Source organism: Micromonospora rhizosphaerae, from assembly GCF_900091465.1.
GTDB lineage: Bacteria > Actinomycetota > Actinomycetes > Mycobacteriales > Micromonosporaceae > Micromonospora > Micromonospora rhizosphaerae.
In genome coordinates this window covers 6,638,764-6,654,435 of record NZ_FMHV01000002.1, presented here as the reverse complement: position 1 = coordinate 6,654,435, position 15,672 = coordinate 6,638,764, and the positions used below count along the sequence as shown (strand labels likewise).

General features: G+C 72.5%; 15 protein-coding genes. 12 read left to right on the top strand and 3 right to left on the bottom strand.

What is annotated here, in order from left to right:
• Positions 1-76 precede the first annotated feature (76 nt).
• Positions 77-766: a lysophospholipid acyltransferase family protein gene (locus tag GA0070624_RS31290; RefSeq protein WP_091346922.1), complete on the top strand. Its 690-nt coding sequence runs from the start codon at positions 77-79 to the stop codon at positions 764-766.
• 203 nt (positions 767-969) lie between these two features.
• Here GA0070624_RS31290 and GA0070624_RS36225 read toward each other — a convergent pair whose 3' ends face one another.
• Positions 970-2,430: a hypothetical protein gene (locus GA0070624_RS36225; protein ID WP_245719226.1), complete on the bottom strand. Its 1,461-nt coding sequence runs from the start codon at positions 2,428-2,430 to the stop codon at positions 970-972.
• 116 nt (positions 2,431-2,546) lie between these two features.
• Between GA0070624_RS36225 and GA0070624_RS31280 the strand changes: the two genes are divergently transcribed.
• From GA0070624_RS31280 to GA0070624_RS31250, 7 genes are all read left to right on the top strand, one after another.
• On the top strand, positions 2,547-4,532 hold the full coding sequence (locus GA0070624_RS31280; protein ID WP_091346920.1) for a TIGR03960 family B12-binding radical SAM protein: 1,986 nt from the start codon (positions 2,547-2,549) through the stop codon (positions 4,530-4,532).
• Between the two features lie 177 nt (positions 4,533-4,709).
• On the top strand, positions 4,710-5,429 hold the full coding sequence (locus tag GA0070624_RS31275; RefSeq protein ID WP_091346918.1) for a TIGR03936 family radical SAM-associated protein: 720 nt from the start codon (positions 4,710-4,712) through the stop codon (positions 5,427-5,429).
• A 134-nt stretch (positions 5,430-5,563) separates the two neighbouring features.
• Positions 5,564-8,506, top strand: a complete 2,943-nt coding sequence (locus GA0070624_RS31270) for an Rne/Rng family ribonuclease (protein WP_091346916.1) — start codon at positions 5,564-5,566, stop codon at positions 8,504-8,506.
• Between the two features lie 299 nt (positions 8,507-8,805).
• The gene (gene rplU / locus GA0070624_RS31265; RefSeq protein WP_091346913.1) at positions 8,806-9,120 is read left to right on the top strand and encodes a 50S ribosomal protein L21; all 315 of its coding nucleotides are present in this window, start codon (positions 8,806-8,808) and stop codon (positions 9,118-9,120) included.
• 11 nt (positions 9,121-9,131) lie between these two features.
• Positions 9,132-9,386: a 50S ribosomal protein L27 gene (gene rpmA, locus GA0070624_RS31260; RefSeq protein ID WP_013288010.1), complete on the top strand. Its 255-nt coding sequence runs from the start codon at positions 9,132-9,134 to the stop codon at positions 9,384-9,386.
• An 89-nt stretch (positions 9,387-9,475) separates the two neighbouring features.
• Complete coding sequence (gene obgE, locus GA0070624_RS31255; protein ID WP_091346911.1) at positions 9,476-10,930, top strand: GTPase ObgE; 1,455 nt, start codon at positions 9,476-9,478, stop codon at positions 10,928-10,930.
• A 70-nt stretch (positions 10,931-11,000) separates the two neighbouring features.
• A complete protein-coding gene (locus tag GA0070624_RS31250; protein ID WP_091346909.1) occupies positions 11,001-11,450 on the top strand; it encodes a GNAT family N-acetyltransferase in 450 nt (149 codons plus the stop codon).
• Positions 11,451-11,487: 37 nt separating this feature from the next.
• Here GA0070624_RS31250 and GA0070624_RS31245 read toward each other — a convergent pair whose 3' ends face one another.
• Both GA0070624_RS31245 and GA0070624_RS31240 read right to left on the bottom strand, forming a co-directional pair.
• Positions 11,488-12,147, bottom strand: a complete 660-nt coding sequence (locus tag GA0070624_RS31245) for a DUF6766 family protein (protein WP_091346907.1) — start codon at positions 12,145-12,147, stop codon at positions 11,488-11,490.
• A 133-nt stretch (positions 12,148-12,280) separates the two neighbouring features.
• On the bottom strand, positions 12,281-12,751 hold the full coding sequence (locus GA0070624_RS31240; protein WP_245719212.1) for a DUF4383 domain-containing protein: 471 nt from the start codon (positions 12,749-12,751) through the stop codon (positions 12,281-12,283).
• A gap of 209 nt (positions 12,752-12,960) precedes the next feature.
• On the opposite strand from GA0070624_RS31240, the gene GA0070624_RS31235 reads away from it, so the two are divergent.
• The 4 genes from GA0070624_RS31235 to GA0070624_RS31220 all read left to right on the top strand — a co-directional run bounded on the left by GA0070624_RS31235 (position 12,961) and on the right by GA0070624_RS31220 (position 15,597).
• The gene (locus GA0070624_RS31235; RefSeq protein WP_091346904.1) at positions 12,961-13,764 is read left to right on the top strand and encodes a hypothetical protein; all 804 of its coding nucleotides are present in this window, start codon (positions 12,961-12,963) and stop codon (positions 13,762-13,764) included.
• 31 nt (positions 13,765-13,795) lie between these two features.
• Positions 13,796-14,263, top strand: coding sequence for a phage holin family protein (locus GA0070624_RS31230; protein ID WP_091346903.1), 468 nt, complete (start codon positions 13,796-13,798; stop codon positions 14,261-14,263).
• On the top strand, positions 14,260-14,904 hold the full coding sequence (locus tag GA0070624_RS31225) for a DUF3618 domain-containing protein (RefSeq protein ID WP_091346901.1): 645 nt from the start codon (positions 14,260-14,262) through the stop codon (positions 14,902-14,904). The genes GA0070624_RS31230 and GA0070624_RS31225 overlap by 4 nt, the downstream gene beginning before the upstream one ends.
• 159 nt (positions 14,905-15,063) lie before the next feature.
• On the top strand, positions 15,064-15,597 hold the full coding sequence (locus tag GA0070624_RS31220; RefSeq protein ID WP_091346899.1) for an SRPBCC family protein: 534 nt from the start codon (positions 15,064-15,066) through the stop codon (positions 15,595-15,597).
• Positions 15,598-15,672: the final 75 nt, after the last annotated feature.

Here is a 15,672-nt window from a genome sequence, read left to right as displayed (position 1 = left end):
CCACCGGAGTCGGAGAGGTGTGGGGCCGTCCGCTACCGTGACAGCGCCTGCTGAACGCACGACCGCCGGAGGACCAGTGCCCCTGCTCTACACCATCGGCAAGCTCATCGTGGGGCCTACGCTCCGGTTGGCTTTTCGTCCGCACGTGGAGGGGTTGGAGCACATTCCGGAGACCGGCGGTGCGATCTTCGCCGGCAACCACCTCTCCGTGGCCGATGAGCTCTTCCTCGGCACGGTGGTGCCCCGGCACCTGGCGTTCTGGGCCAAGTCGGAGTACTTCACGGGCGCCGGGCTCAAGGGCAGGTTCTCCAAGTTCGTGCTGACCGGGCTGGGCGCCATCCCGGTCGAGCGGGCCGGCGGCCGGGCCGCGCTGTCGGCGTTCGACGCGGCCATCCCCGCGCTCAAGGCCGGCGACCTCGTGGCGGTCTACCCGGAGGGCACCCGCTCGCCGGACGGCCGGCTCTACCGGGGGCGGACCGGCGCCGCGCGGCTCGCGGTGGCGGCGGGCGTGCCGATCATCCCGGTCGGCATGATCGGCACCGACAAGGCCCAGCCGATCGGGGTCCGGGTGCCCCGGCCAGGCAAGGCGGAGATCGCCGTGCGGTTCGGCAAGCCGCTGGACTTCACCGGCCGGTCGGACGACCGGACCTCGCTGCGGGAGATGACCGACGAGCTGATGAGCGAGATCCAGAAGCTCACCGGCCAGGAGTACGTCACGCGCTACGCCCCGCGCCGCGACCAGACCCCGGGCGAGGCCGCCGCCTGAGCCGGTCACGGGGCGTATCCCGTGGGCGGCATGGCGCGGCCGGCTGTAGTCACCCGGCTCGGACATGCCCGCGAGCGATATGACTGTCAGGCATATTCATGCCTCACAGTCATATCGCTGATCAGGCATGCGTCCATCCAGGGCGACACGCCCGGCTGAGCCATCGGAAGCGGCAGCAGGTGGGCGGCGTCCGGCAGGCGACGTCAGGACTGGTCGGGAGTGATGATCTGTCGACGCAGCGTGTCGAGGAGTCTGGCGCTGTCCTTCACGGACAGTCGGGTGAAGACGCCGGTGGCGAGGCTGCCGTGGTCGACCGAGGTGCAGACGACCACCGCGTCGCCGTCCGCCCGGCCGACCGCGCAGCGCTCGTACCGGCCCCGGACCCCGGTATCCACCGGCATTGCGGGTTTGAGCTGGTACGCCTCCGTCAGCCGGGCGATCTCGGCGTCCGCGTCCGCTTCGGGCGTCAGCCGAAAGCCGGTGCCGCCGAACACGATCACCCGCTTGCCCTCCGAGGTGGTGTAGACGCCGGCGAAGGTCTCTTCGGCCAGCAGGTGGGCCTGGCGTACCTGGGTCTCCAGCTCTCGTGCGGTCGCCTGGCTCCGCTCGTCCTCGCGCAGTCGCAGGCCGGCCACCCGGTCCGGCAGCGCCACGCTGGCCGGGTACTGCTCGGAGAGCGACTGGGCCCACCAGAGCGGGACGCCGCAGCAGCAGGCGACGGTGAACAGCAGCACCCAGGGCCAGCGGCGCCGACGCCGGACCGGGACCGGGACGTACCCCTTGGGTGGCCGCCAGCCGGGCGGCGGAGCGACCGGCGGCGGGGTCGCGCGCCGGCGCTGCTTGGGCCGCCGGACCGGCGCGGGCGGTGGTGGCGCCGGCCGGGGTGGCGAGACCGGCGCCGGCGGCGGGGGCATCGGGCGGGCGCTGACCGGCGGCTGGGCGACCGGCGGGGCCGGCGGTGGGGCGACGTGTGGTGCCGGGTAGGGCAGCGTGTGCGGCGGCGCGGGATAGGACAGCGTCGGCGGCAGGGCGGGGAAGTCGGCCGAGTGCAGATCCCAGCCGCTCGTGTCGGCGCCCGCCCACGGGTCCACCGGAACCTGGTGCTCCGGCGAGTCCAGCGGTGGCGGGACCGGGGTCGGCTCGGCGGACTCGCCCCAGGCGCGCCGGCGCGGCGGCGGGGGCGGGACGGGCGCGGAGCCGCTCCACCGAGGCGCCGGCGACTCCGGCAGGTGCTCCACCCTGGTCGGGTCGGGCTGCGCCTGCACGCGCGTCGGATCGGGCCGCGTCTGCGCCCGCGTCGGGTCCGGTTGGTCGCCGGTGGTCGTGGCGCGGTCGTTGGTTTCGGTGGGTTCGTCGGGCTGCGCCTCCGCCCGCGTCGGATCTGGCCGCTCGTCGGGCGCGGCCCGGTCGCCGGTGGCGGAGGTTTCATCGGTCGCGGTGCGGTCGCCGCTCGTAGCGGGCTCGTCGCTCGCGGTGGATTCGGCGGGCGCGGTCGGCGCGGGATCGTCGGCGGGCGGCACGGGGGTGCCGTCCGGGTCGGCGGGGGCGACCGGCGGTACGGGGGAGGGGGTCGGCCCGTCGGTGAGCGCCGGATCCCGTTCCCGGCCCGTGACCGGGGTGCTCCCGTCGGCCGGCCGGTCCGTGCCCGGCTGCGGCTCCGGCATCGCGGCAATCTCCTCTCGCGCCGGTTGCGAGGTTAGTACCGACATGCCACCGCCGACGAATCCGCGGGGCGCGACCCCTGCGGGACCGGGCGGGTGGACGCGTACCCTTGGGCATCATGAGTGTCCCGCCCACGACGCCGCGCCCTGCCGCGGCCAACTCCGTCTGGCCCCAGCTGGAGCCGCTGCTGCCCCAGGTGACCAAGCCCATCCAGTACGTCGGTGGCGAGCTGGGTGCGGTGGTCAAGGACTGGGACGCGGCGACCGTGCGCTGGGCGCTGATGTACCCGGACGCGTACGAGGTCGGCCTGCCGAACCAGGGCGTGCAGATCCTCTACGAGGTGCTCAACGAGCTGCCCGACGTGCTCGCCGAGCGGACGTACGCGGTCTGGCCGGACCTGGAGAAGCTGATGCGCGCCCACGGCGTGCCGCAGTTCACGGTCGACGCGCACCGCTCGGTGCGCGACTTCGACGTGTTCGGCGTCTCCTTCGCCACCGAGCTGGGCTACACCAACCTGCTCACCGCCATCGACCTGGCCGGCATCCCGCTGCTCGCCGCCGACCGCACCGACGCCGACCCGGTGATCGTGGCCGGCGGTCACGCCGCCTTCAACCCGGAGCCGATCGCCGACTTCATCGACGCCGCCGTGCTCGGCGACGGCGAGGAGGCGGTCCTGGAGATCACCGCGATCGTCCGGGCGTGGAAGGCCGAGGGCTCGCCCGGCGGCCGGGACGAGCTGCTGCTGCGGCTGGCCCGCACCGAGAGCATCTACGTGCCGCGCTTCTACGACGTGGACTATCTGCCCGACGGCCGGATCCAGCGGGTCGTGCCGAATCGGGCGGACGTGCCGTTCCGGGTGCACAAGCGCACGACCATGGACCTGGACGCCTGGCCGTACCCGAAGAAGCCCCTCGTGCCGCTCGCCGAGACCGTGCACGAGCGGTACGCGGTGGAGATCTTCCGGGGCTGCACCCGGGGCTGCCGGTTCTGCCAGGCCGGCATGATCACCCGCCCGGTGCGGGAGCGCTCGATCACCACCGTGGGGCAGATGGTGCAGCAGGGGCTGGAGTTCTCCGGCTTCCACGAGGTGGGTCTGCTCTCCCTGTCGTCGGCCGACCACTCCGAGATCGGCGACATGTGCTCCGGCCTCGCCCAGCAGTACGAGGGCACCAACGTGTCGCTCTCGCTGCCGTCGACCCGGGTGGACGCGTTCAACATCGACCTGGCCCAGGAGTTGTCCCGCAACGGCCGGCGGACCGGTCTGACCTTCGCTCCCGAGGGCGGGTCGGAGCGGATCCGCAAGGTGATCAACAAGATGGTGTCGGAGGAGGACCTCATCCGCACCGTGGTCACCGCCTACACCAACGGCTGGCGGCAGGTGAAGCTCTACTTCATGTGCGGCCTGCCCACCGAGACCGACGAGGACGTGCTCCAGATCGCCCGGATGGCGCACGAGGTCATCAAGGCCGGCCGCGCCGCCACCGGCTCGAAGGACATCCGCTGCACGGTCTCGATCGGCGGGTTCGTGCCGAAGCCGCACACCCCGTTCCAGTGGGCGGCGATGGAGCGGCCGGAGGTCATCGACAACCGGCTGAAGCTGCTCAAGCAGGCGATCAACGCGGACCGCTCGCTGGGCCGGGCGATCGGCTTTCGGTACCACGACGGCGAGCCGTCGCTGATCGAGGGCCTGCTCAGCCGCGGCGACCGCCGGGTCGGCGCGGTGATCCGCAAGGTCTGGGAGAACGGTGGCCGGTTCGACGGCTGGAGCGAGCACTTCTCGTACCAGCGCTGGGTGGACGCCGCCGCCGAGGTGCTGCCGGCCTTCGGCGTGGACCTGGACTGGTACACCACCCGGGAGCGCGACGAGTTGGAGGTCCTGCCCTGGGATCACCTGGACTCGGGCCTGGACAAGGACTGGCTCTGGCAGGACTGGCAGGACGCCCTGTCCGAGTACGAGCAGGACGACTGCCGGTGGACCCCGTGCTTCGACTGCGGCGTCTGCCCCGCCATGGACACCGAGATCCAGATCGGCCCCACCGGCAAGAAGCTCCTCCCTCTCACCCCGCTCAACGGCCTCAAGCTCCCCACCGCCGCCCAGCAGTGACAAGGTGGGCGCGCGCCGCCCGCCGTCCGGTGTTGATCATGAAGTTGTTGTCACCGCTACGGCGTGTCGCCGACAATAACTTCATGATCAACCGGTTTTGACCGAACGAGGAGCACGACGATCAGTAAGAAACCACAGCCCGAGGGCGGGCAGGCGCCGGTCGTCCAGCGCGTCCGGATCCGGTACGCCAAGCGTGGGCCGCTGCGGTTCACCTCGCACCGGGACTTCGCCCGGGCCTTCGAGCGCGCGCTGCGCCGGGCCGGCGTACCGATCGCCTTCTCCCAGGGCTTCACCCCGCACCCCAAGATCTCGTACGCCAGCGCCGCGCCTACCGGCGTGGCCAGCGAGGCGGAGTACCTGGAGATCGGGCTCCGTGAGCCGGTCGACCCGGACGAGCTGCGGGCCGCGCTGGACGCCGCCCTCTCGCCCGGGCTCGACGTCCTCGACGCGGTGGTCGCCGACGGCGGCAGCCTGGCGGATCGGATCGAGGCGTCGCACTGGCGGATCGAGCTGCCCGGCGTCGAGCTGGCCGCGCTCCGGGAGGCGGTGGCCGCCTTCGCCGCCGCCGAGGAGGTGCAGGTCGAACGGCTGACGAAGCAGGGACGACGGAATTTCGACGCCCGAGCTGCCGTTATTCAGATCGATGTGGTGGCCCTGCCGGAGACGCCTTCCGGGGCCGCGGCCGTACCGTGTGCGATACTCGAACTGGTCGTGCGGCAGGTCACCCCGTCCGTACGACCCGATGACGTCCTTTCCGGCCTCCGCGTGGTGGCCGACCTGGAGCCGCCGGTCTCGCCGAGGGTGATCCGGCTGGCGCAGGGCACGCTGACCGCGCAGGGCGCGATCGTGGATCCGTTGGATGCGGATCGCGACGGGGCAGGCATCGTTGAGCGCTGACCGAAAGGTCGGTGCTCTGGCAGGCAGACTTCGGCGGTCGCGCACCTCGCGCGCCCGGCGGAAACACCTTTTTGCGGCGACCCTGCGTGGCAGCGCTCAACCGCGCCCGGGGCAGCCAGAACTGGAGAACGTCCATGCTCGAGAACGAGCCCAAGGGCGGCGAACGGACCGGTTCACAGCCGGCCGGCGAGACCGCCGACAACAACACCAACAACACCACCGAGGCCAAGGCGCCGGCCCGCAAGCGGACCAGCCGCCGCCGGGCCGCCCCGCTCAACCAGCCGGAGCAGACCGAAGCGCCGGTCGAGGCGTCCACCGACGCCGGGTCGACCACCGGGGAGGCGCCCCAGGGGGAGGTAGTCGTCCCCGTCGCCGGTGAGCAGGAGGAAACCCCGAAGACGCCCCGGCGTCGCCGCAAGGCGACCACCGCGAAGGCGGCGGAGGAGCCCGTGATCGCCACCGATGCGGAGGAGGCCTCCGAGGAGGTCGTCCCGCCGGTCAAGGTGACCCGTACCCGCCGTAAGAAGGCCGTCCCGCCGGCCGCCGAGGCTGCCGCGGCCGAGACCCCGGCCGCTGAGCCCGCCGCCGGGCCGGAGGCGGGGCCGGAGTCGGTCGAGGAGACCGAGGTCGAGCCCGTCCCGGCGGAGGAGATCGCCGCCGAGCCCACGCCCACCGAGACCGGCGCCGCCGAGGTGCCGCCGGCCGCCGAGACCCGGCAGGCCGGCGAGGTCGCGCCCGGCGCCGCCGTCCGCGGCGGGCCCGAGGAGGCGGGCGAGGAGCCTGAGCCGCGTACCCGCCGGCGGCGGGCCGCGCTCACCGCCCCGACCGTGCTCTTCATGGCGCCGCAGCCGGAGGAGATCCCGGCCGCTCGGGTGACCCCGCCGGCCGCCGAGCAGCCGCCCGCCGAGGAGCCGGCCGAGACCGGCCGCCGCCGGCGCCGGGGCCGCCGCGAGGCGGAGCCGGTCGAGGTCGAGGCCGAGGAGGAGCCGGTCGAGGTCGAGGCCGAGGAGGCCGCCGAGGCGGAGGAGGACGAGGAGACGGACACGGGCCGTCGCCGTCGCCGCCGGGGCCGCCGAGGTCGGGGCCGGGGCAAGGGCGGCGTGGAGGACCTCGAGGAGGAAGAGGCCGAGGAGGCGACCGAGGCCGAGAGTGCCGAGGCCGAGGCCGAGGAGGCCGAGGAGGAGGCCGAGGGCGAAGGGATGACCCGCCGCCGTCGCCGTCGCCGTCGTCGCGGCGCCGCCGACGTCGAGGCCACCACGGAGGACGGCGTGCCCACCGTGGTCAAGATTCGCGAGCCGCGCCGGGCCGTCGACGAGGTGCAGGGCGTCTCCGGCTCGACCCGGCTGGAGGCCAAGCGGCAGCGTCGCCGGGACGGCCGCGAGCAGCGGCGTACCCGGCCGCCGATCCTGAGCGAGTCGGAGTTCCTGGCCCGCCGGGAGGCGGTCGACCGGGTGATGGCCGTCCGCCAGCGCGGCGACCGGACCCAGATCGGGGTCCTCGAGGACGGCGTGCTGGTCGAGCACTACGTCACCCGCAACTCCACCGCCACCATGGCTGGCAACGTCTACCTGGGCAAGGTCCAGAACGTCCTGCCCAGCATGGAGGCGGCCTTCGTCGACATCGGGCGCGGCCGCAACGCGGTGCTCTACGCCGGCGAGGTCAACTGGGACGCCACGGGCCTGGAGGGGCGGGCCCGCTCCATCGAGCAGGCCCTCAAGTCGGGCGACTCGGTGCTGGTGCAGGTCACCAAGGATCCGATCGGGCACAAGGGCGCCCGGCTGACCAGCCACATCGCGCTCTCCGGCCGGCACCTGGTCTACGTGCCGCACGGCAACGCCTCCGGCATCAGCCGGAAGCTGCCGGACACCGAGCGCAAGCGGCTGCGCGACATCCTCAAGAAGCTGGTTCCGGACGGCGCGGGCGTGATCGTGCGGACCGCCGCGGAGGGGGCGAGCGAGGACGAGCTGGCCCGCGACGTCAAGCGGCTCCAGGCGCAGTGGGAGGAGATCCAGGCCAAGGCGGCCGAGGGTGGCGCCCCGGTGCTGCTCTACGAGGAGCCTGACCTGGTCATCCGGGTGGTGCGGGACCTGTTCAACGAGGACTTCCGCGACCTGGTGATCGAGGGCGACCAGGCGTACGACATGGTCGAGTCGTACCTGTCGCAGGTCTCGCCGGACCTGGTCTCCCGGCTGCGCCGGCACGTCGGCACCACCGACGTCTTCGCCGAGTACCGGATCGACGAGCAGATCCTCAAGGGGCTCGATCGCAAGGTCTTCCTCCCCTCCGGCGGGTCGCTGGTGATCGACCGGACCGAGGCGATGACCGTCATCGACGTCAACACCGGCAAGTACACCGGCTCCGGGGGCAACCTGGAGGAGACCGTCACCCGGAACAACCTCGAGGCGGCGGAGGAGATCGTCCGCCAGCTCCGGCTGCGCGACCTCGGCGGCATCGTGGTGATCGACTTCATCGACATGGTGCTGGAGTCGAACCGGGAGCTGGTGCTGCGCCGGCTCACCGAGTGCCTCGGCCGGGACCGCACCAAGCACCAGGTCACCGAGATCACCTCGCTGGGCCTGGTGCAGATGACCCGGAAGCGGATCGGCGCGGGCCTGCTGGAGGCGTTCAGCGAGACCTGCGAGTGCTGCAAGGGCCGCGGCCTGATCATCCACACCGAGCCGGTGCCGGAGAAGCCGCGTGGCGGCGGCGCGGGGGAGAAGGTCAAGGCGGTCGCCTCGGCCGTCACCACCCCGCCGGCCGAGCAGGCCGCGGGCGGCACGGCCCGGCGCCGGGCCCGCAAGTCCGCCGCGCAGGAGAAGACCGTCGCCGAGGTCACCGAGGACCGGGCGGACGCCGACTACCACGACACGATGGGCTACGACCTGTCCCGGTACGAGACCGAGACGCCGGCCGCCCCGGCGGTCGCCGACAGCCAGGAGGGCGAGTCGGCCCGGCTGGCCGCGCCGGACGACCCGGACGCGCTGGGCGAGGGCGAGACCGAGACCGAGGGCACCGAGGGGGGCACCAGCCGGCGGCGCTCGCGTCGCGGCGGCGCCCGTCGGCGTACCCGGCCGTGATCGGCTGACGACGGCGGAGTTTGACAGGGCCCCTTCCCCGGCGACAATGACCGGTGGGAGGGGCCCTGTCGTCTCGTCGGCCCCGGTCGGCACACCCGCCACGTCCAGCCCGTCGGGTGCTCCGGCCTCCCCGCTGGCAGGCCCGGTTTGGGTGGCGGCCCCTTCATGGCGTACCCTGGCCTGCGGCGCACTTTGGTGTGCCGAGTTCCCGCGTGCCCGCGCCGCCGGTGTCACTGCTACCCGGCGAGCCGCCGTGGGAACGACCGCCAGCAGCCTCAACGACAGGGAGTCCGCCTCCGATGTACGCGATCGTCAAGACCGGCGGCAAGCAGTACAAGGTCGCCGAGGGCGACGTGATCGAGGTCGAGAAGCTCGTCGGTGCCCCCGGCGACGCGGTGAAGCTCACCGCGGTGCTCCTCGTCGACGGTGACGACCTGGTGACCGACGCGACGCAGCTTGCCAAGGTCTCGGTGTCCGGCGAGATCGCCGCGCACACCAAGGGCCCGAAGATCCGGATCCACAAGTTCAAGAACAAGACCGGCTACCACAAGCGCCAGGGTCACCGCCAGCCGCTGACCCAGGTCAAGGTGACCGGCATCTCCAGCGGGAAGTAGGTCGTCCTCCAATGGCTCACAAAAAGGGTGCGTCCAGCTCGCGTAACGGCCGTGACTCCGCGGCCCAGCGGCTCGGCGTGAAGCGCTTCGGTGGTCAGGTCGTCAGCGCGGGTGAGATCCTCATCCGTCAGCGTGGCACCAAGTTCCACCCCGGTGACCTGGTCGGCCGCGGTGGCGATGACACGCTCTTCGCGCTGGCCGCCGGCTCGGTCCAGTTCGGCACCAAGCGCGGTCGCAAGACCGTCAGCATCGTGCCGCAGCAGTAGTTCGAAGGCGAAGCGGGCCGCGGACCTCGGGTCCCGGCCCGCTTCGTTTTTTCAGGTGCGGGACGGATCCCGCTGGAAGGATTGGCGTCGTGACGACGTTCGTTGACCGGGTCGTCCTGCATCTGCAGGCCGGCGACGGCGGGCACGGCTGTACCTCGATCCACCGGGAGAAGTTCAAGCCCTTCGGCGGGCCGGACGGTGGCAACGGCGGGCACGGCGGCACCGTCTCGCTGGTCGTCGACCCGCAGGTGCACACCCTGCTCGACTTCCACTTCCGCCCGCACGTCAAGGCCGAGAACGGCAAGGGCGGCTCCGGCTCGAACCGGGACGGCGCCAACGGCGCCGACCTGGTGCTCAAGGTCCCGAACGGCACGGTGGTGCAGACCCACGACGGTGAGGTGCTGGCCGACCTGGTCGGCGCGGGCACCACTTTCGAGGCGGCCCGCGGCGGTCGCGGCGGTCGCGGCAACGCCTCGCTGGCCAACTCCCGGCGCAAGGTGCCCGGCTTCGCCGAGCTGGGTGAGCCCGGCGACCGGCTGGACGTGGTGCTGGAGCTGAAGAGCGTCGCCGACGTCGGCCTGGTGGGTTTCCCCTCGGCCGGCAAGTCGTCGCTGATCTCGGTCATATCCGCCGCCAAGCCGAAGATCGCCGACTACCCGTTCACCACCCTGGTGCCGAACCTGGGCGTGGTCCGGGTGGACAATCACACCTTCACCGTCGCCGACGTGCCGGGTCTGATCCCGGGAGCGGCGATGGGCAAGGGCCTCGGGCTGGAGTTCCTCCGGCACGTGGAGCGGTGCTCCGTGCTGGTGCACGTGGTGGACACCGCGACGCTGGAGCCGGGCCGGGACCCGCTCGCCGACATCGAGACCATCGAGGCCGAGCTGGCCCAGTACGGCGGCCTCGCGGACCGGCCCCGGCTGGTGGCGCTGAACAAGATCGACGTACCGGATGGGCGGGACCTCGCCGAGATCGTCCGGCCGGACCTGGAGGCACGCGGCTTCCGGGTCTTCGAGATCTCCACGGCCACCCGCGAGGGGCTCAAGGAGCTGACGTACGCGATGGCCGAGCTGGTCGAGCAGGCCCGCGCGGCGGCGCCGCCGGCGGAGCCGACCCGGATCGTCATCCGCCCGAAGGCGGTCGACGACGCGGGCTTCACCATCGAGGCGGAGCCGGACGGCTCGTTCACCGTCCGGGGCGCCCGGCCCGAGCGCTGGGTCCTGCAGACGAACTTCGACAACGACGAGGCCGTCGGCTACCTGGCCGACCGGTTGGCCCGCCTCGGCGTCGAGGAGAAGCTGGCCAAGGCCGGCGCCAACCCCGGCGACCTGGTGCGGATCGGCGACCGGGAGTTCGACTGGCAGCCCACCGTCCTCGCCGAATTCGTCCCGAGCGTCCGGGGCGCCGACGTACGGCTGGAGGAGAGGCCGACGCGCCTCTCCGCCGCCGAGCGGCTGGCCGCGCGCAAGGCGCGCCGGCAGCGCCCGGCCGACGAGGTCGAGGCGGCGACGCAGGAAGCGGACGACGACGAGGACTGGGAATAGCTCCATACCCGCCGCAACCGGGTCGATCGCCGGAAACCTGTGCGAAATCTGTTCGGCCTAGCGTGACGGCATGCTGATCGAACCCCGCCCCGCCATCGATCCCGAGATCGCCGCCCTGGTCGCGGCCCAGCAGCGCGAGCTGCGCGAGGCCGATGGCGGGCTGGACGGGCAGGCCACGCTGACCCACGACGACATCCGCTACCTGGTCGTGGTGGTTGACGGCCGGGCGGTGGCCTGCGGCGGGATCCAGGCGCTGGACGGCGACACCGGGGAGCTGAAGCGGATGTACGTCCGCCCGGCGTACCGGGGGCGGGGCATCGCCCGGCAGTTGCTGGCGGCGCTGGAGGAGCTGGCCTTCCAGCAGGACCACTCGGTGGTCTGCCTGGAGACCGGGACGTACCTGCCGGCCGCGATCGGGCTCTACACCTCCTGCGGCTACGAGCCGGTCCCGGTCTACGGCGAGTACGTCGACAACCCGTACAGCGTCTGCTTCGCCAAGCGGCTGCCGGTCGCCGCCTGACGGCGGCCCGGCCCGACCAGCGGGCGCGCCCGGTCGCTCAGGCGCCGGTCTCGGCGTGGGCGGCGGTGACCGGCTTCGACTCCGGGCTCGCGTGCTGGCGAAGGAAGATGCTCAGCAGGATCAGCACGCCGACGGCGAGGAACTCGCTCTGCCAGTTCTGCATCGACTGGAACCAGAAGTCGCTGGTGCCGAGGAACTGCCACGCGCTGATCGGGTCTGCTCCGCTCTGCAGCGCCTGCTCCTCGTTGTACTGCACCACCCCGCCGAACAGGTGGCCGAGGAACGAGCCCGCGAAGATCAGCAGCAGCGCCAGCGAGAGGCTGTTGCGGTAGATGACCTGGGGGAGCCCGCCCACCCGTACCGGCCAGGGAGAGTCGGGCCCGGCCCGGCGCGGGTCGTCCTCGGGCCGGTCGCCCTGGTCCTCGGGCTTCGACTCGGCCGATCCCTTCTGCACCAGGTACGCGGTGAGCAGCACGTAGCCGCCCATCTGGAGGAACTCCGACTCCCAGTTCTCGAAGACCGCCTCGGCGAAGTGCCCGGTGCCGAGGTAGGCCCACCAGCTCAGCGGCGCCGCGCCGTACTCGGCCAGCTCCTCGTTGTGGGTCTGCCAACCGAACACGCTCTGTAACAGCAAAAAGACCACGAACGCGCCGAGCATGGCGGCGCTGAGCGCGTTCCCCCGCAACCACCGTGGCATCGCAGGACCTCCTCGTCCGTCGGAGCCGGCTCCCCGTCGCCGGGTGACTCTCCGTTGCCCAGGGCGAAGATCCGGCAAACGCCGCCTCCGGCGTGCCGGGGGCGGTGCCCACCCGAGCAGGTGACGGCGCAGGTCAGGGACGGTCGATCGGGGTGTCCAGCCGGCCGCCGGTGCCGACGTCGTTGGAGAGCAGCAGCCCCAGGACGAGCATGCCGAAGCCGAGGAAGAGGTGCAGCCAGTTGTCCGGCTCGTTGACCGGGATGAAGTTGAGGGGGCCGTGCCGGTCGATGGCGAAGCCGTAGAGCCAGAGGCCGAGGTAGGCGGCACCGCCGCCGGCCAGGAAGACCCGGGCCCCGGCCAGCCGGCGGGCCAGCACCAGCCCGAGCAGGCCGGAGAGCAGGTGCAGCGCGTTGAGCAGGATCGACACCTGGAACGTCCAGAGCAGCTTCGCCCCCGAGTGGCGGCCGGCGAAGGTCAGCTCGTCGTAGTGCGTGGTGATGCCGGGGACGAACCCGAGCACACCGATCAGGACGAAGACGGCGGCCACCGCTGCGGCGACCGCCTTGATCCGGGGCCGCGGGCGGGCCGGGGCGCGTTCGCGCACGTCACGTGCCATCGCTGTCACCTCCATGGCTCAGCCGCCGCCCGAGGTCGGACGACCTCCATTGTCTGATCGCGACGGGGCGCCCGCGCAGAGAAATGGCGAATCAGGCATGGACCCGACGACCGTGGGTAGGTCAATGGTGACGCCGACGACACGTCGGCCGCGATCCCCCCAACACCACCGCTACGACATCTAGCGGAAGGGACATCATGACCTACGATCTCTCACCCACGTCGTCCACCTACGGATCGGAGTCGACCAACGGTGGCGGCGTCCGCGACCAGGCCCGCCAGGTCGGCTCGGAGGCCGCGAACGCCGGCGGCGCCGTCGCGGAGACCGCCAAGGAGCAGGGCAGGGAGGTGGTGGGCGAGGCCCGCCGCCAGGCCCGCAACCTCTACGGCGAGGCGCGCGACACGCTCGCCACCCAGACCGGCGAGCAGCAGCGACGCGCCGCCGGCGGGCTCCGCTCGCTGGCCGATGAGGTGCGCTCGATGGCGCAGAACGGGGGCGGCTCCGGCCCGGTCACCGAGCTGGCCCACCAGGCCGCCGAGCGCGTGCACGGCGTGGCCAGCTGGCTGGAGGAGCGGGAGCCGGGCGACATCCTCAACGAGGTGAAGAGCTACGCCCGCCGCAACCCGGGCACGTTCCTGGTCGGTGCCGCCCTGCTCGGCGTGGTCGCCGGCCGGCTCACCAGGAACATCGCCGCGGTCGGTGACGACAACGACGCCCACCGGCCGTACGGCTCGGGGTACGACCCGGACCGCACCGCGGTCATCCCGACCCCGCCGGCCCCGCGCGGCGTGCCGGACCAGGTGCCCCCGGGCGGCTACCTCGACCCCACCCCGGGCAGCTACGCCGACGCGCAGACCGGTTACGCCGAGCCGGGCGGCTACACCGACCCGACCCGTGGCGGCTACGCCGAACCGCAGACCGGCACCGGCTCGCCGCTGCCGCCGGTGAGCCAGACCGACCCGCTGCCGGGCGTGCCGTCGAGCGGCTCCACCCGTCCGTGAGCGTCCGATCCGTCAGAAGGGAGGCGACGGCATGAGCATGCCGACGCAGGGGTCCGGCCTGGACTCCGGGTACCACCCCGACTCGGGCGCCCGGCACACCGCGGACGAGGTCCGCGGCAGCTCCCTCGGCGAGCTGATGCGCCAGGTGACCAGCGACCTCTCCACGCTGATGCGGCAGGAGGTCGAACTTGCCAAGGCGGAGATCCGCCAGGAGGGCAGGAAGGCGGGCAAGGCCGCCGGGCTCTTCGGCGGCGCCGGCTTCGGCGGCTACATGGTGGCGCTCTTCCTCTCGATCGCGCTCGCGGCCGGGCTGTCCAACGTGATGGACCCGGGCTGGGCGGCGCTGATCGTGGCCGTCATCTGGGCCGCGATCGCGGCGGTCCTCTACTCCATGGCCAGGAAGAACGCCGAGCGGATTCGCGGCCTCAAGCAGACCAACGACAGCGTGCAGCGCATCCCCGACGCGCTCAAGCCGCACCCCGAGGGAGTCACCCGATGAGCACCGATCCCGATCAGATCCGCCGGGAGATCGAAGCCACCCGCAACAGCCTGAGCTCGGACGTGGACGCGCTGGCGTACAAGGTCAGCCCGAGCCGCATCGTCGACGACCGCAAGCAGCGCGTGCGCCACGCGCTCCAGAACGTGAGGGACAAGGTGATGGGAACCGCTTCGGACCTGGGCCACAGCACCGGCCACACCGCCCTGGGCGACCACGCCTCCACGGCGGCCGCCACGGTCGGCGACAAGGCACACTCGGCCGCCTCGGCCGTCGGTGACGCCGCCCACCGGGCCCCGCACGTGCTACGGGAGAAGTCCGAGGGCAACCCGATGGCCGCCGGCCTGATCGCGTTCGGCGTGGGCATGCTGGTCTCCTCGCTGATCCCGGCCACCCGTCGCGAACAGCAGGTGGCGACGCAGGTCCGGGAGAAGGCCGGCGAGCACGGCGGCGTGGTGAAGGAGAAGCTGGGCGAGGTCGCCGGCGAGATCAAGGAAGAGCTGCGCGAGCCGGCGCAGCAGGCCACCGAGTCGGTGAAGGCCACCGCGCAGGACGCCGTGCAGACGGTCAGGGACGACACCAGGTCGGCCGCGCAGGACGTGAAGGACCAGGCGCAGCAGTCCCGCGAACAGGTCCGCTACTGACGCAGCCCCTACGCCGCAGCTCGCGGCCACTTCCCCCCGGAAGTGGCCGCGGGCTGTCGCGTGCGTGCCGCCGCGCTGTCGTTTCGACGGCTCCTCGACGGGTAGCGGCAGCGGGGGCGCGGGGGGTCCGCTCCCGGACGCCGGGGTGGAGGAGACGTGATGGCCAGCAAGGGAACAAAGTGGGCCGTGGCCGGCGGCGCCACGGTGGCCGCGGTCGGTGTCGGTCGGCTGGTGGCCCGGCGCCGGCAGCAGCTTGAGCGGAAGGACGGCTGGTACGTCGTCCATCGGGGGATCACCGTGGACCGCCCGGTGGACGAGGTGATCGGCTTCTGGACCGACCGGGAACGGCTCGACCGGGCGCTGGCCGAGTGGGCGACCCTCAAACAGCTCGATGACAACCGGTTCCGCTGCGTGGCCCGCGACCGGGCCCGCGGCGGCACCGAGTGGCGTGCCGAGATCACCGTTGACGGTCCGGGCCGGCTGAGTTGGCGGGTGATCGAGGGGCCAATCCCCCAGCAGGGGCGGATCGAGCTGGTGAGGGCCCAGCAGGACGGGGGCACTGACATCCGGGCCGAGATGCGTTGGCGCTCCGACCCGGCGCGTCGGGCGCTGGAGCTGACCAATGGCAGGGATCCGGCCCGCGCGTTGCAGGATGCGCTGCGCCGGATCAAGTCGCTGATCGAGTCCGGCTAGATGATCACAGACGAGCAGGTGGTGTCAGCGGGCGACCCGGAAAGTGCGTCGATTCGACCTCCGGCAACCGGGGTA